Below are 19,945 nucleotides of genomic sequence, written 5' to 3' on the forward strand. Positions count from 1 at the left end.
AAGGGTCACTGTCGCTTTTCACGGCATCGGCGTTGTTGATGCGCTGCGCTCCTTCAATCCGATACTCGAAAGTGCCATCGGGTTGTCCGATCGCTCGGGCGACGCGGTTGTCGTCATAGCTACGCGCCTGCGGTTGAGCGGGCTGGCCGGGTTGAGCGGAATTGCTCATGGCTCCGGCAAGATCGATACTTGATACGTGTGTCATTCTGTTTCCTTGGATGTTGGCAGCGGTGTTCTGACCGCCGCATTTTGTTCAGGACTGTAGGGGTTCCTGGCTTGGTGCAAGACCATCGCCACACGGAGAGACACCAGCCCAATTGTGTTCTCCAGTTTCGTTGCAAGTAGGTCGCGAGTTGCGACTGTTATGCGGTCGTAGCGTCGGCCCCCCTCCCCACTTCGCCAGCGTGCGGCGACAGGAGCGGGAGCCTTTCGCAGAAACCGCAGGACAAGCTGATGGCGGAAATGACGGTCGGAACGGAAGGCGTTGGGCTGATCTTCCCGATAGAAGAACATGGCTGCAACGATGGACAGCAATTCCTCCGCCGGCACCGCAGCGTGTTCCAACCGGTCAAGCCAGCCGTATATGCGCTCATGTGGTGTCGCGTTGTGCCGCTGCCCCACGCTGCGCGGACGGCTGCCATAGACCAGCTCGGCAGTGCGCCGGATGGCTTCGGCTATCGCCGGGTGGTGCTGGTGCTGCTTGATGTAGCGCGAAGCGTCCTTGAGGTAGGGCGCCAACTCCTTGACGCGGACTGAATGGCCGGAGTGATGGCCCGTCCGCTGTTCCGTCCCGTCATGCCGCTCGCATAGCCGCCCAATCTTCTGCACAGGGAGATAGCATCCCGGCACCTCGCACCGCCTGCCGCGCGCCTTGTTCCGCCGGATCACCGCCTTTATGTGTTCCGACATACTGCTGGCCGGTCCATCGCAGCGTCGGGCCACTCTGGTGCGGGCAGCGCGGGACTGTCTTGGTTCAATTCGTCCAGTTCGTCCGCGCTCGGCAAGCCGGCCAAGACGTCGCTCCAATGCGGCACCTCGCCTGTCTGTAGCTTGAGGCTGTCCGTCGTGATCCCATTGTCACTCAGGAATTGCCGGGCGACGTTTAAGGTCGCGGCCTGCAACTCGTCCGCCGGAGTGTTCTCAAGCGTCTGCGCCAACGCCTTGGCCTGGGCCAGCCATATCCGATGCAGCACCTCTCGGCGCTCATCATCGGTGGACCTGACCGCGTTCTCGCTCATCCCCGTAGGACCGTAACCAGCGAGGCTCGCTCGGCCTGCACCTGTGCCGGAGTCACGATGCCGTCAAGATGGCCTGCCAAGAGGGCCAGGGCGCGTCGGATAAGTGCGGAGCGCGGAATGGGCCGACCGACAATGTCGCCGCCTACCGCCATGCACTGGGCAAGGTCCGCCTGTGCCTTGGAATCGAGAAAGGTCACAGTGCGCGAGACGCCTGGGACCAGAGGAAAGTGTTTGCTCATTCAGGTAGTTCCCTGTGGAGTTGGTTGATGAGTTGCTCCGCGCGCTGGGCTATTCGGCTTCGCGTCTCGGGGCAGGTGATTTGCCGCAGAACCTTCCCAAATAGTTCGACCTTTGCCAGTGCTTCACGCACGGCGTCGGCTTCTTGGTTGGGCGGCATGATCTTGAGACTTTGCATTTGCAGCTTTCTCAGTTCGGTTCGGGGATTGATGAAAAGTCGTTCGTGATCAGGTGCTTGGTTCGCTTTTTGATGCCTGTGCGTGCAAATTGCACGGGGGCGCTAAAAGTCCTCATCCTCAGGTGTCCAAGGTCCGACCTCAGGTGCCTCTTTCTGCAAGTCCTGTATCCGCTGCATTACAGGCGCCCGTTCTCTTGGACACGTAATGCCGCGCATCGCCGCCAAGGCGCTGTCCAGATGCTGCATCGCGATTACTTGAAGGCTGACCTTCGATTGCTCCTGAAGCCCACCCTCAGCATGCCCAAGGTGTTCGCCTGAATACTGCGCAGCGATCTTGGGGAAATCCTGCCGCATCCAGTTCCTTATGGTGCTGAAAGGGCGCGCAAGCTCTTGGCCCATCGCTCGATACGATTTGAGTTGCGCCTTGCCGTCATAGTGCTTCCTGGCGCGCACATAAGCCTTGAACACAAGCCGCACCTCTCGCGCCTTCAGTGGCAACCCATGTGTCAGATTGGCTTCCGCTGCGATCCACCGCGCCTCTGTGCGGCTGGCCTTGGTGACTATGGCCTCGGTGTTGAAGATCCCGGCGCGCCTCATTGCCTCCACCCGATGGAAGCCATCAACAAGCACAGGTGCGCCATCCACCAGGGCAACCTTGATGGGCGGCATCGGAACCTCCGCCTTATAGCTCTGGCGGTATCGCTCAATGGTCGCTGGATCGAGCTTTAGCCTGATCTGGAAGGCGTCATTGATGACAAGGCTGGATAGCTTGATTGTCTCTGTGCCGCTCTGCGGCTGATCGTTCATCGTCATGGTGCTTCTGATGTTGTTGCTAAGGGGCGCCCCGAGTGAGGCACCAAAGGAAACGGCCCCGAGGTTTCCCTGCGGAGCCGCTTTGCGTTGGTCGGGTAGTTCTAGAAGGGGGACTTTGGTGTGGCACACGATGTGTCCGCCTAGGAGAGGGGAAAAATCGCTCCCTGCTCTAAGAACGGGGGTTTGATCGCTGTTGGATTATCTAGGATGGCCCCCAAATCAAAACCCGTCGCTGCTCGGCTGTTGCGCGAGGTGTGTAACCTCATGTGTTTCGTGTGGCCTAGGAGGCAAGGTAAGACGGTGTGTTATCTAGGAGGGGGGACAATTCCCCGGCCTAGGGGAACGCCTAATTCCCCCGCCCCTTCTCCCGCTCGCTGGCGCTACGCCACCATGGCGGCGTAATGACCACCTCCCGCCGGCCGAAGCGGACGAACAGTTCCCCACGAACAATCCAGCAATCGAACAGCGGCCAATGCGGCGACATGCGCTCGGCAACACTGCCCGCGACTGAGAAGCCGAGGAAGTCAAAGCCGTGCCAGATGGTGGAACTAATGTTGGTCATGAAGTGCGCTCCCTGTGTTGCGCGTTGAAGGGAGCTATCCAATAAGCGGCGAACGAATCAGGCGTCAACAAGGGGCATCGGACAACAAGGGATTGTAAATCCTGTGTGCCTGAGTCGCCTCAATGGCTTAGCGTCCGGTTGTCGCAATTCCCCCGCAACATATGCGTCTGGCGCAGAGTGGGGATTCCCAAATAGCAAGGGTAAGCCAGCCAAACAGACACGCGAACATTTCAAGCATCGAGCCGCGCCAGCACCCGCCGCACCGCTGTTGCCGTCCACCCGCCCGCCTTCCCGCGTGGTGTTAGGTCGCCTTCCGCGTTCAACCGTGCGGCCATGGCGTTCAGCGATAAGCCTTCCTTCTGCATCACCTCAAGTGGCGACCGAAGTAGCTCCGCAGACTCATTAGCCTTCGCCACGCGGGCTTTGGCCGCGGCCCCTGCCTGGGCTGCGATATCCGCAGCACCCGCCCGTAGCCCTCCTAATCGCCTCCCACGCGCCTTGGCCGCTGACAGGGCTTCCTTGGTGCGCCGGGATATGATCTCGCGTTCATGCTGTGCCAGCGATGCCATGACACCAATGGTCAGCGTGTTGGCCTCCGGTAGGTCTGCCGCAATGAACGGCGCGCCTGTGTCCCGCAGTTTATGCAGGAAGGCAGCCGAGCGACTGAGGCGGTCCAGCTTGGCCACCACCAGTGTCGCGCCTGTCCGCCTGCATCGTGCCAGCGCCTTGTCCAACTCCGGCCGATCATCCCGCTTGCCGCTCTCCACCTCGACATACTCCGGCGCGATGATGACGCCGCCACGCTGCGCCACGAATTGCTTCACGGTCTCCCGCTGCGCCTCTAGCCCAAGCCCCGACCGGCCCTGCCGCCCTGTGGAGACCCGCAGATACGCCACGTATTTGCCCGCTGCCTGTGCCATTGTCATCTTCCTCAACGACCGTTGTGCATGATGACATCGCATCCCCGGAGGCGTTGTACAAGCCTCAAGGGATTCATAATCCATCGACCAGTGGCGGATTCCTGCGGGTTTCGGGCGGATTGACGCAAGGTTTGTCGCAGCGGCCTGCTCGTCGCCCCCAAAGATTCCACCGCAGTGTGGCGGTTTTCCTCAGCCTCGGCGCAATGAGACTTCCAAGCGCCTATCCTTCATCAGTCTGCTCGTCCCCCAGGCCTCTTGCAGCGCCAGCACCATTGCGTCCGACGAACTGGCTGCGAGTTGTGCGCCTCGTTCTCCAGAGATGCAGCCATGGTGGCGTGATCACTCCGGGCCTGGTGCCCTTATGCCGTGCAGCCCCGGTGGCTGTCCCGCAGCTTGTTGTATGGTGCCCCGCCCCGGCCATCTTTGCGGACCATGCCCCCGGCCCCACCTATGCGGGGGGAAACGGCGGGAACGGTATAGCGATATGCCCTCTCGGATTTTTTGCGCCAAAGCATCCTGAAGTGCTCCTAGAGTAGTCAAATCGGACACACCAGATCGGAGGGGATCATGGGCAAGTTCTTAGCGGCGCAGATTGACGAATGGATCAGTGGCTACGAACAGGATCGTCTCCAGGTGATCGAGAAGATCGGCCGGATGAGCAACGTCCTGAAACTCATGGAAGGCCTCAACGACGATCCCTATCGCAAGGCCACTCTGGAGCTGCGCAATCGGCTGGAGCAGGACGTGGCGCTCTACGACAACCTCATCGGCCAGTATCGACGCTGGAAGGCTGAAAGCTAGGAGACCATCATGGATTGGGGCAGCACCGCCGACTGGGAGAAGGCTTTGATCATCTGTCTGGGAGTTGTGGACGATCCAGCAGGACGCCCGACTACAGCGGATGATCGTGGCGCGCGCCATCATCAACTTCCGCAAGCGATTCATCCCTGATCTCGATGACCACTAGTTACGCATTATTGGCAGCCCCACGCCGATTAGCGGCGTCACCCGCTTCCCCACGATCTTAAATTGTGGCTTAACTTGCGGGGGTCTTGGGGAGGCGGTCGTGGAATATCATCTGGATCGACGGGTGGTCCTTAGCCCGGTTTCAAAGCTCAGCAATCTCTATACGTGGTCTCTTCAAGAGTTCGACGCTGCTGGTAAGCAGATCGGAAGCGATCAGATGCCCTGGGGATGGACTCTTTACTTCACGGTGAGCGAACTCAGGCTAATCGACGTGACGACTTACGAGGCGAGCGAGGACGAGATCGAGAAGAAGGGTTTGCACGGGAAGCAGGTAATTCGAGCGAAACTGAATGCTGGCGTCCCGTGGGATCGGCATGGCGACTATAAGACCCGCTACTCGATGTTCGGGACCGACAGGATTATCTCAGACTTTGAATTGTCGATTGAGAAGCTGCCCGCCGGGAAAGAGGAAGAAACCTGCAGAGCTTGGGGATCTGTGAGCTACACCACCGATCATGATTTTCGGGATGAAACTACGGACGATACAGTTCTCTTCCATTTGCTAGTGCGCCCGGAAACGTTCGATAAGTACGCCGGGAAGATCACCGCCGGGCAGCTAACTGAAGCGACTTTTCGCGTCGGGCGCGTGCATGGCTTCTATTCGGAGTGGTCGCCGTCTATCACCACCAACTCGGTCAAGGTTCTGACGAGAGATGCCAAGTATCATAAGGTCGAAATTCCGGACGGCTGCCAGATTGATCCCAATAGGTTGGGACAGGTCGGAGAGGCCGAACTGACACTGGTGCGCAAGATCAAATTCGCGAAAGCACCTCAGCCCGTCGAAGAGGACTACGACGAAGCAATAACCGAAAGGGTCGTGAGTGATGGTCAGCCGCCTCAGCCAGTGGTGATCGCCGATGCTCGGCTGGTGAAGCTGCTATCCTCATTGAGGATCGCGGTCTGGGTCGTAGCCGGACTTTTACTGGGCATACTGTTGAGCCTGAAGTGGTGACGGAGCGAGAGGCCATGAAATCGTTTCCAAGGACCACCGATCTCCCTGATACCTTCAACATCAACATCGGGAAGATCGTTGTCGCGCACGCGAGCCTTGAGCAGCGGCTGCGAGACATCGTCTACGAGGTCGCAGGCATCGACCACAAGAGGGGCCGCGTGCTGCGAATTGCTAGGCGCTTGGCCGACTACCCCGAGCTGGTGAGAGACTTGCTGCGCGCCCAGGATAAGGACATCAAGCTCAGCAAACCCAAAGGAGCGCCTACCAGCTTCAAGGAAATGCTTGAGACCGCTGACGACGAGCGCAATCAACTTGTTCACGGGGTGTGGGTGAAGAAGCCCGATCAACGCTATCCGGTTCTCCAGGTCGTCGACAAGACGTGGACACAGGCTGACGGCAAAAAGGTGAACGCCAAGATCGCACCGCATGGCGTCATCATGGGCGATGAACACCTTCCAACGGTGCTGAAGTTCTACGACGTCTGCTTCGCGGTCGTGGAGGACTTCCACGTCAAGGTCCGAGCTATCCTGACTTCGTAAGCAGCCCATAGCCGATCAGCCGCGTCAACGACAGCGAGCATCAGGGCCGGGCATGGTGCCTCAATGTGTTCCAGTGCGTAGACACCCTGGCCGAAACACATGATCTTGAGGCGCTCGATCCATGTGCCAATGATGCTCGGCCGCAAACGTTAGTATGCCAAAAGACTGCCGGAACGTGACCATGTGGGCGGCCATCGTGCGCTCCAGTGGAATCACTCGGCCAAACTGAAACTGGTTCGCCACTGTCCACCTTCCTTGCTCAAGAGAACTTGGTTGTCCCATTAAGCTCAGAACCTCCGTTGGGAGACCGTCTGTAAAGGCGTCGTAGTTTGAGTACCAGCGAACGAAAACCGCACCATCCGGCGGCAAGATTTTGCCAAGGTCATGATAGAAAAGAGCCATCCCGAGTTTCGCACCAAATCTCATCATGGCGTCATTGAGTATCGGCCCTCCAACGTTCAGTACTCCCGCGGCACCTCGTGGCATTTGAGACCGTTGCGCGTTGAACAGCACCTTCTGGCGAACGTTGGGCTGAAGTTCCTCGAGCAGCCCTGGTATGTTGTTGTTCACGTGCCTAAAGATGGCATCCTGCTCGTTTTCCAGCAAACCCGGTGCTGGATCGGGAAACAACCGGGCCATCATACCTGCGACTAGCTCGGCTTTTCGGCTCCCGTCATTGCACGCTCCACAGGCAGAGAACTCCATCCCCTTCGGCCGATGGCGTGCATCGAACATGACCCTTGGAGGGACATGATCAATCGTTGTCGCAAGTTCAACTCCGCCACAGAAGACACAGTGGGGACAGCTGGTCAGAAGATGTTCTCGAAGTCGCCTAGCTCTCTTTGCTTCGCCCACGCAGCCCGTCCCCACTTTCGCCTAAAGCATGCGCCCAGCATGCCCCGCATGGCATCGGCCCGCGAATCGGCTGCCGCGAAATCACTTGGCTCCTGAAACGTGCTGCCTGATTTCTCGAGCCATCGCCTATACGTGTCGGTCGCTTCTACTTGTCCGACTTCGTTCTAGCTTTAACGATCCGCCTTGTCGGCCCACCAAGTCGCGATAAGAACATCTGGCTTCTCGCATTCGCTAGGCTTGCAGCGAGATCCACGCCGAACGAGTGTCCTTCGGGATAGACCTCCGCAACATCGCGCAGTATTGCTGCACAAACTAGCGCAGCAAAACCAATTTCCTCAGAACTCTCCTCGATCAAATCGGTCAGCGAGAACCCCTCAGGAAGTTTGCGGTCGGCAAGCGGTGCTGGTGGCAAGAAGGCCATTCCCGATTCAGCTTCAACTGCTTTCGAGAGGGCCACAGCGAACTTTGCGTAGGGAAGGGTTTCAACGTCAGTCCCCGCGGCCACGGCACGCAGTTGCTCAAGGCACTTGCACACGTCCACAGCAACGGCATTTACGCGTCCATATATTCTGATGGCGCTGTCCCAAAGACCGACGCCATTCCGAGCCGCCTCTTGGTAATGCGATCCAAGCAGATCGAGGCGTATCTTTGCGAGGGTCACGTCTTCATCTGCATAGGTGCTCGGCAGAGCACGCAGTTTCTTTTGTACAGCTTCTCGTATTTCCGTTGAGCCGGGAAGGAACTCTAACCAATCCGCAAAATGACCTGTGACTTCGCCCTCTCGGTTGCCGAGCTTGCCTGCGATGAAGGACGCCAAGGTATCAAGCAGCACCGTTCTACGTTTGTTGGAAGACCTTAATAGAGCCTCCGCAGTCGGTCCGGTAGGAACAGCCCGCAGAATGGCGCTAACAATGGCTCGAACACCTGCTTCCGACGCCCCAGAAAGATATTCCAGTGCATCTACACCAAAGGAGACCGCTGTCCCCTTTGCTTCCTGAGGAGCTTCGTCGATTAGCTGGCAGATGCTAGAAGCCACCTGCTCGGCCGCAGGCGTTCTGCTCGCCACGCGTTCGTCCAAAGCAAGTCCCGCAGGAACAATCCAAGTCCCGTCGTAGACGCCTGCCTTAACTAGCTCAAATAACTCACTGACCAATTCTGCTCGATCGTTCAAACTTCTCGAGAAGAAGTACTCAAGAAAAGTTCGATGAGTGAATCGATAGAGACCTGGTCCTGCATCAGTCAAAACCCAGGCTCGTCCCGTAATAAACTCTATAATGGCGCCGGCATCTTTTCGCGCTCTATTCTCTCTGTCCTTATCATACTCCTTTCGAAGGAACGCTTCGATGCTAGATCGGAGCCATTCTCGCTCTACCGAGGCAGACAAATTTTCATTTCGGAATATCTCCCAAGCAAGCGCCGGAAGGAGCCGTGAGACCTCGAAAGACTCCGGCAATCCGGGATAATCGATGTTTCGCCGCTTGTCCCACTGCTCGAACAGTAGTTCCGCGCATGCTCGATACAGTCGTGCTCTGGTTGCTGGCATTTCGCCGCGCCGCTCATGATACAGCCAAGTCATGAGCGCCAGCATAAGGGGATTCGATACTAGGTCAGAGGCTCTAGCGGTCTTCGATGTGAAGTCGGCGCTTTCTTTGTCGAGGTTAGACTGGGGCACGTCGTTGATAACAGATGTTAGCTTCCTAAAGTATTGCTGAGACTGTTCAAGTGTCAGTTCTTGGAGCTCATATACCGCAAAACTCTTGGGCAGAGGTGCTCGCTCGTATCCAACGACGCGCGAGGTCACTATTGCAGGGCAGAGGGGATAGGCGTCACAGAGTACCCGCACATCATCCACGAACCGATTACGCCTGCCGAGATTCATAATTTCGTCTAGACCGTCGAAAATGAGCACTGCCCGACCAAAACCAAGAAGGTTTCGCACCACAGCGCTTGAAACCGGTCGCGTAACAGCAGTGCCGAGACATTCGACGATAAACTCTTCCAAAGTCAGCGATGACCGCCGATCTAGGGCTTTCTCGTAATCTCGGATAGTAACGACAATGGGAAGACGGCCTTTCCCATCCCTAGCGAGCTTGCACAACCGGAACGCAACGTACTGAACGAGAGTTGATTTTCCTCCACCCGGATTTCCAAGCACTACCGCTCGATTAACGTGCGTTTCAAGGTCCTCTGGTGCCAGCAAGGTGTCATGTACGGCGAAGTTTTCGGAGAAGACCCCGGAGAGGATGGCGGTAGTACCTGTTCCCCAGGTGAAATCCGATATGCGCATATGGGTGGGGAGTTTTGGAAAGCTCGCCCAATTGGAACCGAGTTTGAATGAGCCGGAAAGCCACTCCGTTGCGCGTTGGCGGCGTAGCTTGCACGGGATGAAAATCTCTTCAATGTCTGCCCAACGTTGCCTCATATCAGGCCCGTATACGGGTACCTCCGCATACCGAGTATGCAATCTGTTGGCCACCTCCCGAACCTCAGCTTCAATCTCAGCGGAGCCAATGCGCGTCGCGTCTGCAAGCTCAGCAGGCTTACCCTTCTGACCAACAAAGAGGTCCTGCAAACGCCGATCAATTTCATTGAGGCGAGCCATCATCTCTCGTTGAGACGCCTCATCAACGAATTGAGAGAGTTCCTTCCTGTTCGATCTATAGAGTACGGTGGCCAAGGCCCTGGCGATTCGTTCGTACCAATTCCTCGCGGCTGCTTCGTCGTCTTTGACGTATTGCTTGTACAAGGCGATGAACGCTGCCAATTGCCCTTCGTGCACGTGGACGGAACCTGAGACTTCGAGCGGGTAGAGCGCTGCCGCTTCACACATGCTGGCCATCAGTCCAGATTGTGAGAGTGCTTCGAGGAATGCGCCTACGGGTTCAGTGAGATCCCCAGAGTTACCAATGGCGCGTTCAAGCTCTTTCGCCAATCGATCAACGACAGTCGCCCGAGTAGTCCCCTTGTACGCACCTCGGATGAGTAGAGCGAACCGACCTTCATCGAAGACGCGTGCCAATCCTGCCCACGCGAGTCGACTCCCAATTGATTGAGCAAGAGCGGATGCGGTGATCATCTATCCCCCTCTGTGCCTTTAACCGTTGCTTCCACAAGTGCCAGGGGCGGGTGCGGTTTGCGGCTAGCAAGGTTGTATTCTACTCCTGCGCGCCCGTGGGCGAGCAACTCCGCGTTCGAGTTTGCTTCCTGTGGGGCTCCCGTCCTCTCGCGCGCTCCTGAGACGCCCTAACTAATGAGGATTATTAAGTTTCCCCGGTTCTTTGCGAGCGGGAAGAGCGTTGAACGATCTTTCGAAATGCCTTCTGCCTTTATTGCAACTAAATATTATTATGACGCAAGATGGATTCAGCAAAATTGCGCAGAGAGCATCATGGCTTCGAATCAACGGCCGTCCGGGTGGGGAACGTTGGGACCTTCGCAGCTAGTGTCTGCTCAGCCAATCCCATATGTAGCTTGCAAGTAGCGATGTGACGATGCCGACGAGAAACCCACATATGCGCTCAAACCAGACCTTATGGCGGCTGGCCAGCGCGATCGCGTTGAGTTTTCTCTGAAGCTCTTTGGTGTCAACGCCTTTGAGTGCTTGCAAGTCTCCGAGCTGCGTTTGTAGTCGCTCGTATGCGCTAAACTTTTCTCGATAGTCCTTCTCAATCGTCATCAAACTCGACAGGCCTTGTTCGAGCGCGGTCTTTGCCCTTTCCAAACCCTTGAGTTGCCCACCGTAGTATACGGTGGCGTTTAGGATTTGCCCTTGCGCATAAAACACCAGTCCAATAACTCCCAAGAAGAAGGGTGGCCCCAGTGTGACAGAAAGGAAAACGACTAGACCCAGCCATGTGTCCAGCCTCCTATCGTCCCAAACCTTCATCAAGTCGTCAGGGACGTGCGCGTAAAGCAAAAGGAGCACCGATCCCGGTGCTAAGAGAAAAAACACAATGGCCGCGCAAAGGCACAACCACGAGCTAAGCGGCCTGGGTTTGCCCGCCTTCTTGTCGTCTTCCATGTTTCCCCCGCCCCGAGTCTGCCCGACAGTAATCTTAAGCTATAGCAAAACAGGGGGGCAGGCGTGACCCGGCTGTGGGGACTTTTGTGGGGACTCCCAGTCCACTGGCGTCCCCTCCTGTCCTGCTAACCCCGCAGAAATCCGTGGTTTTCACGCTCCCAGGGTGCTATAGATCGCCTTGCCAAGGTTGGGGTCGAGGGTTCGAATCCCTTCGCCCGCTCCAATACATCAACTGTCCAGTCCGGAGACATAGGTAACAGAACGTTCCTAAGACATGGGTGACACCCCTGGGCCGAAGGGGTTGTCTGTTGGTTGCAATGTTCTCTGTTCCAAGTCGATGTATCCGAGATCGTAATGCATGAAGGAGACGAGCCAGATTCCCTCGTCGACCTCCTTGATTCCGAGCCTCTGTCCTATGTCTCAGAACGGTCAAACCCTCTTACTGTATCCCAAGCTGCTTCCCCACCTGTGCTGCACGGGGAAGCAACAGGGAAGCACAAGACGGTGCAATTCGTCGAACGCGAGTCCGTAGCAACGCAGCTCCCGGCATATCGCGCTAGCTCCTCGATGATCAGGCAGAACGAGCCCTAGCCGAAGGGTATGCTTGCCCATCGGTTGTCCATCCGCTCAAGCACGGAAGGACAGGCTATTGCAGAGATCTCAGCAAGATTTTCTGACGACTGGAGACGATATCGCGATCCATATAGCATTGGCGGAGATGCCTGTTCCCCGTGGCTAATTTGATCTCCGTCCTGCCGTGGAGAATCCTATAGTTATCGACAATGTACGTCTCTCCAGCCCTGAGCTTGAATCGAACGGTTAGACGGTCGGACCACAGTAGTTCCGCGAACTCTCTCCGAGCCCTATAGTAGGCCGCCAACTCCGCGGGCCGCTTCGCGACTACTTGATCGGCGCGATTGTGAAATCGAACGCGCACAAGTCGCCCATTTACGTCATGTTCGATCAATGTCCCATGGTGTTCGAGAATTGCGTCATTGTCGGCATAGCGAAACGTTACCAGTGCCCGAGACAGGGTGTCGTATGCTGCTGGATCGTGAACGGCCAGCTTCGCCGCAGCATTGAAGCCATCAACGATAATGGACTCGCCACCCTCTGCACTGTTCTCAAGGCAATGAAGGAAAATGTATCCCGGGCCAGGCAACCGGTATGGGTTGTCAACATGCGGCTCAAGGGCCCTACCCGTCATGCTAAGGCAATAGCCATTCGCAATGCTCTTCACATCAGCAATTCGGCCCCAATTCGTCTCTCGTATCGGCCCGAAGAGCGCTGCAAATGCAGCGAGCTCATTTTCATGAGAGCCCATTCCGCGCACTAGCGCAAAGCCAAGAGTAGCCAGCGAGTCAAGGAGCTCAAGAAGGTGGAACGGTGAACTCTTGAGTTCGTCATACTGATGCCAGGGTAGAGCGTTCAAGCTCGCATCCCACAGCACCTTCTCGCCAACTAAGTCGTCGGGTAGCGGACAATCAACACAGTGTCGCAGATCATCGAAGTCATATCGGCAAGAGTGTCCGTCCGAAAAGTCGATTGAAACACCGTCGTTGCCGTCGAGTTTTGCTCTTGCGATGGATAAATTGAGTGGGAGAAAGGCGACCTCTTGAACGCGGTGACCGGTTGCGGGGTCCTTATTGGAAGCGTCAAAACTCCTTTCTCTCAACCACAGCGGATGGAAAACAAACGATTTTCCATCAGACCAGACGACTTCCAGACCATCATCACGGATCTTGATCATCGCTCGCCCCTCACCGTCGCAATGACTCTATTATTCCGGTCTCAGTAATGAAGTGCAGTCGACAAAATGCCAATTGTCGTCGATAATCTGACAAGCGACACAGCGTGACCGATGAAGCAGTCAACGCGGAACAGGAAATATCGGGAAAGCCAGTATGACCCCTTCAGGGGATCAGCGATCGCAAGCGGACTGATGTAGTTGGAGTGGCGCTAGATTATCGTGGCGGCACCAAACTCGATTGGCACACACACTCACGCGGTCAATTCATCTATGCAACGGCGGGAGCTATGTTTGTCCGCACACGCGACGAGTTCTTCGTTGTGCCGTCTCGCATGGCCGTATGGATGCCACCTGGTGTCGAACACTGGATCGGAATGCAGGGTGCTACGTCAATGCGCACCGTTTATTTCGCTCGAGAACGTTCTCCGCGCCCACCCAGCCAGTGCAACGTGGTAGCAGTTTCACCGTTGCTCCGTGAGCTCATCCTGGCATTTATCGATCGTCAGTCTGCAGCTGTTTTCGGCGAACTGCAGTTGCTCGCCGATCTACTGTGGCGAGAGATTGCTGGGGCAACCGCAGAACCACTACTGCTTCCTGTGCCCTCTGACAAAAGAGTGCGGCCTATCTTACGAATGGCAATGGCCGGATCGTTAGGTAGTAAGACCCTGCTCAAAGCGGTAGAGAGCGTGCCGGCGAGTGCTAGGACTGTCGAGCGGATTTTTGAGCGGGAGACGGGACTGACGCTGGGCAGATGGTGGAGGCAGGCCAAGCTTCTGAACTCTATTTCGGAGCTTGTACAAGGCAAGTCCATAACAGAGGTCGCCTTGAACGCAGGATATTCTACGGCGAGCGCTTACACCTACATGTTCAGGCGGACGCTGGGTACCGCACCAACGCGCTACCTGCTGCTGCGAGGAGAGGCTGCAGAACGTTAGCAGTAACGCCGCCGCTCGATATTGCCTGCGCATCCTCTCAGCTGCTTCGATAACCTCAGTAGAGAGGGCTTTCACGCCGAGCGGCGGTTCCAGCGAGTATTCGCGATCGATGGTTGCGGGGACCCGCAGCAGGCGATTTGCTGCTCCTGATTACGCCGGGTTCCCGGATCGCAGCGTAAAAGCAAGTTTAGAGTCCTATGTAATTGCCAAGATTGGGGTCGACGGGTTCGAATCCCTTGCCCGCTCCAGTATATCGATACCTACCATGTCCAAAACTTCTTCCCGCCGTGCTGCACTGCACGGGGAAGCGCAAGGGAGCGCAATTTGGCGAATTTGAACGCAAGAAATTTTGAAGATGGCATGTCCCATCCGCCATGAAGACCGCTCTCGAGGCTGAGAAGTGCCAGAAACGGTCGTGTGTTCTGGAGGCAGCGAAGGTCGCGCTCCGACCCACATTGCGGACATTCGGGAACTGCAGCAAGCTGGCACCATGAGCGCGCTATATGACACCATCGGGATCAACTACGTGGAACTTCGTAAGCCTGATCCCCGGATCGCGAAGACCATTGAGCAGGCTCTTGGGGCTGCCAAGGTGGTACTCAACGTCGGCGCCGGTACCGGCTCCTACGAACCAGCTGATCGACAGCTGATTGCTGTCGAGCCGTCGCCCGAAATGATACGCAAGCGTAGTCCCTCTGCGGCTAGGGCGATCCGAGCCTCTGCTGACGAACTCCCCTTCGAGGACGGCAGCTTTGAAGCCTCGATGGCGATCCTGACCGTGCACCACTGGCCTGACAAGGAGGCAGGCTTGCGCGAAATGCGCCGCGTCACTCGCGGCCCCATCGTGCTGCTGACTTTCGACCCGTCGCACCGGCCCTGGTTGACCGACTATCTTCCGCAGCTCGCGACGCTGGACGAGGCGCAGATGCCACAGATGTCCGACTACGAGCGGTGGTTGGGCAATGTGCGGATTTCGCCAATGTTGGTGCCGCACGATTGTACAGACGGTTTCCTGTATGCCTATTGGCGAAGGCCCTCAGCATATCTGGATGCACGCATCCGGTCAGGCAGCTCTTCCTTCTGGGCGATCAGGGATGCCGAGGCAGGTTTGAGCAAACTGGCACGAGACCTTGAGACAGGCGAATGGCAACGTCGCTATTCCGAGCTACTAGCTCTTGAGGAATATGACGCAGGCTATCGGCTGGTCATATCGCCTTGACTGTCAGCCGCGCCGAGCCGCGTCGATCGCGGCGACGTCGATCTTCTTCATATCCATCATCGCCTCAAACGCGCGTTTTGCTTCATCGCCGCCGGCAGCCATCGCCTCCATCAGCACGCGCGGCGTGATTTGCCACGAAACGCCCCATTTGTCCTTGCACCAACCGCACGCGCTTTCCTGGCCGCCATTGCCGACGATGGCGTTCCAGTAGCGATCGGTTTCTTGCTGATCGTCAGTGGAGATCTGGAACGAGAAGGCTTCGCTATGTTTGAAGGTGGGCCCGCCATTCAGGCCGAGACAGGGGATGCCGGCGACGGTGAATTCGACCATCAGCACGTCGCCCGCCTTGCCGGACGGGTAGTCGCCGGGAGCACGGTGGACAGCATTCACCGAGCTGTTGGGAAAAGTCTCGGCGTAGAAGCGGGCTGCAGCCTCGGCGTCCTTGTCGTACCATACGCAGATCGTGTTCTTGGCAATTGCCATTTCCTGTCCTCTTACTTTCGAAGCCAATTCCCACCTAGTTTCCCACGCACTCGGGGGCGCTTCACAGTCCGCATCAACGGTGCGCCACGAACATAGAATGCGTCGTGCCGTCTGACGTTCCGCAGCAACACCTGAAAGACTGTAGCGGTATCAGGGCTGCCACTTTACGACCAGATGCCGGCAGGTCAAGAACCGACCCGTCGTCCACGCGCAATCAAGCCCCGCTTCGCCGCCGCCACGACCCCTTGCGTCAGCGCATCGAGCAGCCGCGCGCCGACGCGGGCGTACTGCCAGTAGAGTGCGACATCCACGTGCTTGCCGGGCGAGAGGTCGACCAGGCGCTCGTCTGCCAGGATGTCCTTCACCAGGCACAAGGGGTTCATGCCCCAGCCCAGCCCGGCCAGCGTTGCATCGAGGAAGGCGCGCGTTGCCGGGATCCAGTGGCACGGGCCGTCGAGGCGCACGCCTTTGATTTCGAGCGCCCATTTGGCCTGCAGGTGATCGCGGCGGTCGAAGATCAGCACCGGCGCCTGGGCGAGCGATTTCTTATCCACGCCATGCGGGAACCAGGTGCGCGCGAATGCGGGGCTGGCGGTGGCGACATAGCGCAGGCTGCCGAGCGATAGCTTCCGACATCCCTGCACGGCCGAGGCATTGTCGGTGACTGCTGCCAGGACCTCTCCGCTGCGCAGGCGGTCGGTGGTGAACTCCTCGCGGTCGAGCACGAGATCGACGAGCGCGCCGGTCCGCGCCGTGAAGGCGGCGAGCGCCGGCACGAACCAGGTGCCGAGGCTGTCGCGATTGACGGCAATGCGCACGGTCGGCGGAGCTTTGGCGTCCGCTTCGCCGAACAGCGCCGGCAGATCCGCCACCATCTCGCCTTCCAGCAGGCGCACGCGTTCGACATGGGCGCAGATGCGGGCACCGGCCGCCGTCGCGGTGCAGGGCTGGCCGCGTACGATCAGGACAGAACCGAGACGCTCCTCGAGCGCCCGCACGCGCTGGGAGATCGCCGACGCGGTGACGCCGAGCGCGATGGCGGCGCGGTCGAAGCTGCCTTCCCGCACCACGGCCGCAACCGCCGCGAGGGAGCCGTAATCGAGCATGTTTAGCTCAGCTTAGTTGGCTTAAGACAATTAAGTTAGACTACGTCCGAATTCCGTCCAATAGAAGAACCCATCGCATTCGAAAAGGACGGAACAAATGGACTCCGTGGCTCAGCGTCGCGATGCACGGGGCGGCGCGCCGCTATTCCCCATCGGCGCGCTGATCGGCGCGATGGTTTCCATCCAATATGGTGCGACCTTGGCCAAGGGCTTGTTCGCGGAGTTCGGCGCCGAAGGCACCACGTTCCTGCGCCTGGTCGCGGGCGCACTCATCCTGGGTATCCTGCTGCGACCGTGGCGCGCACGGCCGTCGCGGCACATTCTCGTCCCGCTCTCTCTCTATGGCGTGACGCTCGCCGCCATGAACCTGCTGTTCTACATGGCGCTGGAGACGATCCCGCTCGGCATCGCGTCGGCGCTACAGTTTGTTGGGCCGCTGCTGCTCGCAACACTCACCTCGCGACGGAGGATCGACTTCGTTTGGATCGCCTTGGCGGCCCTCGGCATCGTGCTGATGGTTCCGCCTGTCCGCGTGGAGCAAGCGCTCGATCCCGAAGGCGTCATCCTGGCGCTCGCGGCAGGCGCATGCTGGGCGTTCTACATCGTCTACGGGCAGAAGGCCGGAAGGGAGTTGGGGACGCAGACTACTGCGATCGGCATGACGATCGCGGCGATACTTCTTTTGCCGATCGGTTTCGCCCGGCCGAGTGCGGCGCTGCTCGAGCCATCCGTCCTGGTCAGCGCGGTGCTCATCGGCATCTTCTCCAGCGCCCTGCCCTTCTCGCTGGAGATGATGGCGCTGACACGATTGCCGGCAAGGGCCTATGGAACGCTGACCAGCATGGAACCGGTGATCGGCGCGGTTCTAGGCCTCATGCTGCTGCACGAGGCGCTGACGTTGTGGCAGTGGGTCGGCATACTCGGCATCGTCGCTGCGGTCTGTGGGACCGCGATGACGACGCGAACGACATGATGCATCTCTACGCCTCGACGAAGCGCAAGCCGATCACCGCGACGATGATGAGGGCGATGCACGCGATCCGGAACCACGTCACCGGATCGCCGAACAGCACCATGCCGAGCACGGTGATGCCGACAGAGCCGATGCCGGTCCAGGCCGCATAGGCCGTGCCGGCAGGCAGGTCCTTCATCGCATGCGTCAGCAGGTAGACGCTGCCCAGCGCCGTGATGATGCCGAGGATGCTGGGCACCGGTTTGGTCCAGCCATCCGCATATTTCAGCGACAATCCCATCAGGATCTCGACCACGCTGGCGGCGAGCAGGATCAGCCAGGCCATTGCAAAGCACCTCGTGCACCTTACCTGAATTGACTGGAACGTATGTTTTGAGCTCAACTCCCACAATTACGCACCTGCGGGTAACCATGACGGCTTCGTTGAAATCGGATGAGGCGTTCGGCACGGCGCCGAGCGGCAACGTGTTCGACGCGAACTGCTCGGCGCGCCATGCGCTGGAGCTGATCTCGGGCAAGTGGGCGATGCTGATTCTGCCGGCTCTGCGCGAGGGATCGATGCGCAACGCCGAGCTTCTGCGCAAGATCGGCGGCATCTCGCAGAAGGTCTTGACAGAGACGTTGCGAGACCTGGAGCGCAATGGCCTCGTGATTCGCGAAGATCGCCGCACCATGCCGCTGCACGTGGACTACCGCTTGAGCGCGCTTGGCCGGTCGCTGAGCGATGCGCTGATCGTGCTCGACCGCTGGGCGGAGCGGAACTTCCCTGCGCTGGACGCGGCGCGCGAGCGCTATGATCAGGCACACCAGACAGTGAACGGCAGATGAGCGAGACCTTCGATCTGGACTCCTACTTTGCGCGCATCCGCTATGACGGGCCGCGTACGCCGAGCCTGGATACGTTGCGCGCGATCCAGCTGCTGCATCCGCAGGCGATCGCGTTTGAGAACCTCAATCCGCTGCTGGGCATGCCTGTTGCGCTCGACCTGGAGTCTTTGCAGCAGAAGTTGATCCGCTCGCGGCGCGGCGGCTATTGCTTCGAGCACAATGGCGTGTTGCTCCATGCCCTGCGCGCGCTGGGCTTTCGCGTCACCGGACTTGCTGCGCGGGTGGTGTGGAACCAGCCGAACGACATGATGCCGCCGCGCAGCCACATGGTGCTGCGGGTCGTGTTGGAGGAAGGCATCTATCTCGCCGACGTCGGATTCGGCATGAGCCCCACCGCGCCGCTGCGCCTCGAGCCTGAGATCGAGCAGCAGACGCCCCACGAACCGTTTCGCCTGCTGCAGGGCGACGGCCACTTCACCTTGCAATGCAAGCTGAAGGACGAGTGGACCTCGTTCTATCGCTTCGATCTGCAAGAGCAGGCGCTGATCGACTATCAGGTCGCCAACTACTACGTCTCGACCTGGCCGACATCGCATTTCGTGCAATCGCTGATCGCCGCGCGCGCGACGCCGGAGGGGCGCTATGGCTTGCGCAACAACCGCCTGTCGCTGCATCGGATGGGAGGCGAGAGCGAGCAACGCATCCTGAACAGCGCGGAGGAGGTCTGCGCCGCCCTGCATGACGTGTTCGGAATCGTGGTGCCGGATGAACGCGCCTTCGCCGCCGCGCTGGCGCGGCTCAACTGGCCGGACTTCTCCGCCAATTGAGCCGCATCCCTACTTGGCCGCGCTTTGCTCCGGCTGCTCGACCGACACGATCGTCATCTCGTGGCTGCTGCCGTCCCGCGCTGTCCAGGTGATGGATTCCCCCTCGGCCAAGCCGATCAACGCAGCGCCGACGGGTGTCAGGACGGAGACTTTGCCCGCCGCGATGTCCGCCTCCTGTGGAAACACGAGCGTCACACGCTTGCGGTCCTGATCGGAACTGAATTCAACAGCCGATCCCATCCGCACTACATCAGGCGGTACCGATTCATCCGCGACGACCTTTGCACGGTCCAGCTCCGACAGCAGCTCCTCCGCCGTATCGGGCACCGTCTCCAGGGCGGCCGTCGCCAGGCTTGTCAGGCGCGCGTGATCCGTATCGCTGACCACGATCTCCGGCAGCCGATAATCCCCGCCATTTTGCGATTGCTTTTCCATGCTTCTCTCCTTCGCGTGCACCGCTGCGCCTCGAGGCCGAGCGGACGA

The 19,945-nt window shown here is 58.7% G+C and carries 23 protein-coding genes; 8 read left to right on the forward strand and 15 right to left on the reverse strand.

Going from position 1 to position 19,945, the window contains the following annotated elements; translation table 11 throughout:
- Positions 1 to 201: 201 nt before the first annotated feature.
- The 7 genes from DTX69_RS30230 to DTX69_RS17915 form a co-directional block, all read right to left on the reverse strand.
- Positions 202 to 828: a hypothetical protein gene (locus tag DTX69_RS30230; RefSeq protein WP_162917320.1), complete on the reverse strand. Its 627-nt coding sequence runs from the start codon at positions 826 to 828 to the stop codon at positions 202 to 204.
- A gap of 65 nt (positions 829 to 893) precedes the next feature.
- Positions 894 to 1,238: a hypothetical protein gene (locus tag DTX69_RS17890; protein WP_119302922.1), complete on the reverse strand. Its 345-nt coding sequence runs from the start codon at positions 1,236 to 1,238 to the stop codon at positions 894 to 896.
- Positions 1,235 to 1,477 (reverse strand): hypothetical protein, encoded by a 243-nt coding sequence (locus DTX69_RS17895; RefSeq protein ID WP_119302923.1) that lies wholly within the window; start codon positions 1,475 to 1,477, stop codon positions 1,235 to 1,237. The genes DTX69_RS17890 and DTX69_RS17895 overlap by 4 nt, the downstream gene beginning before the upstream one ends.
- Positions 1,474 to 1,653: a hypothetical protein gene (locus DTX69_RS17900; protein WP_119302924.1), complete on the reverse strand. Its 180-nt coding sequence runs from the start codon at positions 1,651 to 1,653 to the stop codon at positions 1,474 to 1,476. Before DTX69_RS17900 ends, DTX69_RS17895 begins: the two co-directional genes overlap by 4 nt.
- Positions 1,654 to 1,755: 102 nt before the next feature.
- Positions 1,756 to 2,460, reverse strand: a complete 705-nt coding sequence (locus DTX69_RS17905; protein WP_162917321.1) for a ParB N-terminal domain-containing protein — start codon at positions 2,458 to 2,460, stop codon at positions 1,756 to 1,758.
- A 352-nt stretch (positions 2,461 to 2,812) separates the two neighbouring features.
- Positions 2,813 to 3,028, reverse strand: a complete 216-nt coding sequence (locus DTX69_RS17910) for a hypothetical protein (protein WP_119302926.1) — start codon at positions 3,026 to 3,028, stop codon at positions 2,813 to 2,815.
- Positions 3,029 to 3,258: 230 nt separating this feature from the next.
- The gene (locus DTX69_RS17915) at positions 3,259 to 3,948 is read right to left on the reverse strand and encodes a recombinase family protein (protein ID WP_284735883.1); all 690 of its coding nucleotides are present in this window, start codon (positions 3,946 to 3,948) and stop codon (positions 3,259 to 3,261) included.
- Between the two features lie 567 nt (positions 3,949 to 4,515).
- Between DTX69_RS17915 and DTX69_RS17920 the strand changes: the two genes are divergently transcribed.
- The 3 genes from DTX69_RS17920 to DTX69_RS17930 all read left to right on the forward strand — a co-directional run bounded on the left by DTX69_RS17920 (position 4,516) and on the right by DTX69_RS17930 (position 6,465).
- Entirely contained in the window at positions 4,516 to 4,749 is a 234-nt protein-coding gene (locus DTX69_RS17920; protein ID WP_119302928.1) for a hypothetical protein, read from the forward strand.
- Between the two features lie 265 nt (positions 4,750 to 5,014).
- A complete protein-coding gene (locus DTX69_RS17925; protein WP_162917322.1) occupies positions 5,015 to 5,926 on the forward strand; it encodes a hypothetical protein in 912 nt (303 codons plus the stop codon).
- A gap of 14 nt (positions 5,927 to 5,940) precedes the next feature.
- Entirely contained in the window at positions 5,941 to 6,465 is a 525-nt protein-coding gene (locus DTX69_RS17930) for a hypothetical protein (protein ID WP_162917323.1), read from the forward strand.
- 60 nt (positions 6,466 to 6,525) lie between these two features.
- Here DTX69_RS17930 and DTX69_RS17935 read toward each other — a convergent pair whose 3' ends face one another.
- From DTX69_RS17935 to DTX69_RS17950, 4 genes are all read right to left on the reverse strand, one after another.
- Positions 6,526 to 7,107 carry a hypothetical protein gene (locus DTX69_RS17935; protein ID WP_162917324.1) on the reverse strand — a complete coding sequence of 194 codons (582 nt, stop codon included), beginning with the start codon at positions 7,105 to 7,107 and terminating at the stop codon, positions 6,526 to 6,528.
- Between the two features lie 358 nt (positions 7,108 to 7,465).
- Entirely contained in the window at positions 7,466 to 10,396 is a 2,931-nt protein-coding gene (locus DTX69_RS17940) for an NACHT domain-containing protein (RefSeq protein WP_119302932.1), read from the reverse strand.
- A gap of 363 nt (positions 10,397 to 10,759) precedes the next feature.
- Complete coding sequence (locus DTX69_RS17945; RefSeq protein ID WP_119302933.1) at positions 10,760 to 11,341, reverse strand: hypothetical protein; 582 nt, start codon at positions 11,339 to 11,341, stop codon at positions 10,760 to 10,762.
- Positions 11,342 to 11,987: 646 nt separating this feature from the next.
- Entirely contained in the window at positions 11,988 to 13,091 is a 1,104-nt protein-coding gene (locus DTX69_RS17950) for a TauD/TfdA family dioxygenase (RefSeq protein ID WP_119302934.1), read from the reverse strand.
- A gap of 203 nt (positions 13,092 to 13,294) precedes the next feature.
- Here DTX69_RS17950 and DTX69_RS31040 point away from each other — a divergent pair, with 203 nt between their 5' ends.
- Together DTX69_RS31040 and DTX69_RS17960 are read left to right on the forward strand one after the other, a co-directional pair.
- Positions 13,295 to 14,026 (forward strand): AraC family transcriptional regulator, encoded by a 732-nt coding sequence (locus tag DTX69_RS31040; RefSeq protein WP_119302935.1) that lies wholly within the window; start codon positions 13,295 to 13,297, stop codon positions 14,024 to 14,026.
- 490 nt (positions 14,027 to 14,516) lie between these two features.
- Complete coding sequence (locus DTX69_RS17960) at positions 14,517 to 15,245, forward strand: class I SAM-dependent methyltransferase (RefSeq protein WP_119302936.1); 729 nt, start codon at positions 14,517 to 14,519, stop codon at positions 15,243 to 15,245.
- A 3-nt stretch (positions 15,246 to 15,248) separates the two neighbouring features.
- Here the strand turns inward: DTX69_RS17960 and DTX69_RS17965 are convergent, their stop codons facing one another.
- Together DTX69_RS17965 and DTX69_RS17970 are read right to left on the reverse strand one after the other, a co-directional pair.
- Positions 15,249 to 15,728, reverse strand: a complete 480-nt coding sequence (locus tag DTX69_RS17965; RefSeq protein WP_119302937.1) for a VOC family protein — start codon at positions 15,726 to 15,728, stop codon at positions 15,249 to 15,251.
- Positions 15,729 to 15,913: 185 nt separating this feature from the next.
- Positions 15,914 to 16,834 (reverse strand): LysR family transcriptional regulator ArgP, encoded by a 921-nt coding sequence (locus DTX69_RS17970; RefSeq protein ID WP_119302938.1) that lies wholly within the window; start codon positions 16,832 to 16,834, stop codon positions 15,914 to 15,916.
- Positions 16,835 to 16,931: 97 nt separating this feature from the next.
- Here DTX69_RS17970 and DTX69_RS17975 point away from each other — a divergent pair, with 97 nt between their 5' ends.
- Complete coding sequence (locus DTX69_RS17975; protein ID WP_119302939.1) at positions 16,932 to 17,807, forward strand: EamA family transporter; 876 nt, start codon at positions 16,932 to 16,934, stop codon at positions 17,805 to 17,807.
- A gap of 7 nt (positions 17,808 to 17,814) precedes the next feature.
- Here the strand turns inward: DTX69_RS17975 and DTX69_RS17980 are convergent, their stop codons facing one another.
- Entirely contained in the window at positions 17,815 to 18,132 is a 318-nt protein-coding gene (locus tag DTX69_RS17980; protein ID WP_119302940.1) for a DMT family transporter, read from the reverse strand.
- An 86-nt stretch (positions 18,133 to 18,218) separates the two neighbouring features.
- Here DTX69_RS17980 and DTX69_RS17985 point away from each other — a divergent pair, with 86 nt between their 5' ends.
- A complete protein-coding gene (locus DTX69_RS17985; RefSeq protein ID WP_119302941.1) occupies positions 18,219 to 18,635 on the forward strand; it encodes a winged helix-turn-helix transcriptional regulator in 417 nt (138 codons plus the stop codon).
- Complete coding sequence (locus tag DTX69_RS17990) at positions 18,632 to 19,462, forward strand: arylamine N-acetyltransferase family protein (protein ID WP_119302942.1); 831 nt, start codon at positions 18,632 to 18,634, stop codon at positions 19,460 to 19,462. The genes DTX69_RS17985 and DTX69_RS17990 overlap by 4 nt, the downstream gene beginning before the upstream one ends.
- Before the next feature lie 9 nt (positions 19,463 to 19,471).
- Here DTX69_RS17990 and rnk read toward each other — a convergent pair whose 3' ends face one another.
- Entirely contained in the window at positions 19,472 to 19,897 is a 426-nt protein-coding gene (rnk, locus tag DTX69_RS17995) for a nucleoside diphosphate kinase regulator (RefSeq protein ID WP_119303102.1), read from the reverse strand.
- Positions 19,898 to 19,945 lie beyond the last annotated feature (48 nt).

The sequence above is a fragment of the Dongia deserti genome (genome assembly GCF_003574735.1).
Taxonomy (GTDB): domain Bacteria; phylum Pseudomonadota; class Alphaproteobacteria; order Dongiales; family Dongiaceae; genus Dongia_A; species Dongia_A deserti.

Coding starts and splice junctions, on each gene's coding strand:
- DTX69_RS17890 (WP_119302922.1), bottom strand. CDS start 1,238: ATGAGCGAGAACGCGGTCAGGTCCACCGATGATGAGCGCCGAGAGGTG.
- DTX69_RS17895 (WP_119302923.1), bottom strand. CDS start 1,477: ATGAGCAAACACTTTCCTCTGGTCCCAGGCGTCTCGCGCACTGTGACC.
- DTX69_RS17900 (WP_119302924.1), bottom strand. CDS start 1,653: ATGCAAAGTCTCAAGATCATGCCGCCCAACCAAGAAGCCGACGCCGTG.
- DTX69_RS17905 (WP_162917321.1), bottom strand. CDS start 2,460: ATGAACGATCAGCCGCAGAGCGGCACAGAGACAATCAAGCTATCCAGC.
- DTX69_RS17910 (WP_119302926.1), bottom strand. CDS start 3,028: ATGACCAACATTAGTTCCACCATCTGGCACGGCTTTGACTTCCTCGGC.
- DTX69_RS17915 (WP_284735883.1), bottom strand. CDS start 3,948: ATGGCACAGGCAGCGGGCAAATACGTGGCGTATCTGCGGGTCTCCACA.
- DTX69_RS17920 (WP_119302928.1), top strand. CDS start 4,516: ATGGGCAAGTTCTTAGCGGCGCAGATTGACGAATGGATCAGTGGCTAC.
- DTX69_RS17930 (WP_162917323.1), top strand. CDS start 5,941: ATGAAATCGTTTCCAAGGACCACCGATCTCCCTGATACCTTCAACATC.
- DTX69_RS17935 (WP_162917324.1), bottom strand. CDS start 7,107: ATGATGGCCCGGTTGTTTCCCGATCCAGCACCGGGTTTGCTGGAAAAC.
- DTX69_RS17940 (WP_119302932.1), bottom strand. CDS start 10,396: ATGATCACCGCATCCGCTCTTGCTCAATCAATTGGGAGTCGACTCGCG.
- DTX69_RS17945 (WP_119302933.1), bottom strand. CDS start 11,341: ATGGAAGACGACAAGAAGGCGGGCAAACCCAGGCCGCTTAGCTCGTGG.
- DTX69_RS17950 (WP_119302934.1), bottom strand. CDS start 13,091: ATGATCAAGATCCGTGATGATGGTCTGGAAGTCGTCTGGTCTGATGGA.
- DTX69_RS17960 (WP_119302936.1), top strand. CDS start 14,517: ATGAGCGCGCTATATGACACCATCGGGATCAACTACGTGGAACTTCGT.
- DTX69_RS17965 (WP_119302937.1), bottom strand. CDS start 15,728: ATGGCAATTGCCAAGAACACGATCTGCGTATGGTACGACAAGGACGCC.
- DTX69_RS17970 (WP_119302938.1), bottom strand. CDS start 16,834: ATGCTCGATTACGGCTCCCTCGCGGCGGTTGCGGCCGTGGTGCGGGAA.
- DTX69_RS17975 (WP_119302939.1), top strand. CDS start 16,932: ATGGACTCCGTGGCTCAGCGTCGCGATGCACGGGGCGGCGCGCCGCTA.
- DTX69_RS17980 (WP_119302940.1), bottom strand. CDS start 18,132: ATGGCCTGGCTGATCCTGCTCGCCGCCAGCGTGGTCGAGATCCTGATG.
- DTX69_RS17985 (WP_119302941.1), top strand. CDS start 18,219: ATGACGGCTTCGTTGAAATCGGATGAGGCGTTCGGCACGGCGCCGAGC.
- DTX69_RS17990 (WP_119302942.1), top strand. CDS start 18,632: ATGAGCGAGACCTTCGATCTGGACTCCTACTTTGCGCGCATCCGCTAT.
- rnk (WP_119303102.1), bottom strand. CDS start 19,897: ATGGAAAAGCAATCGCAAAATGGCGGGGATTATCGGCTGCCGGAGATC.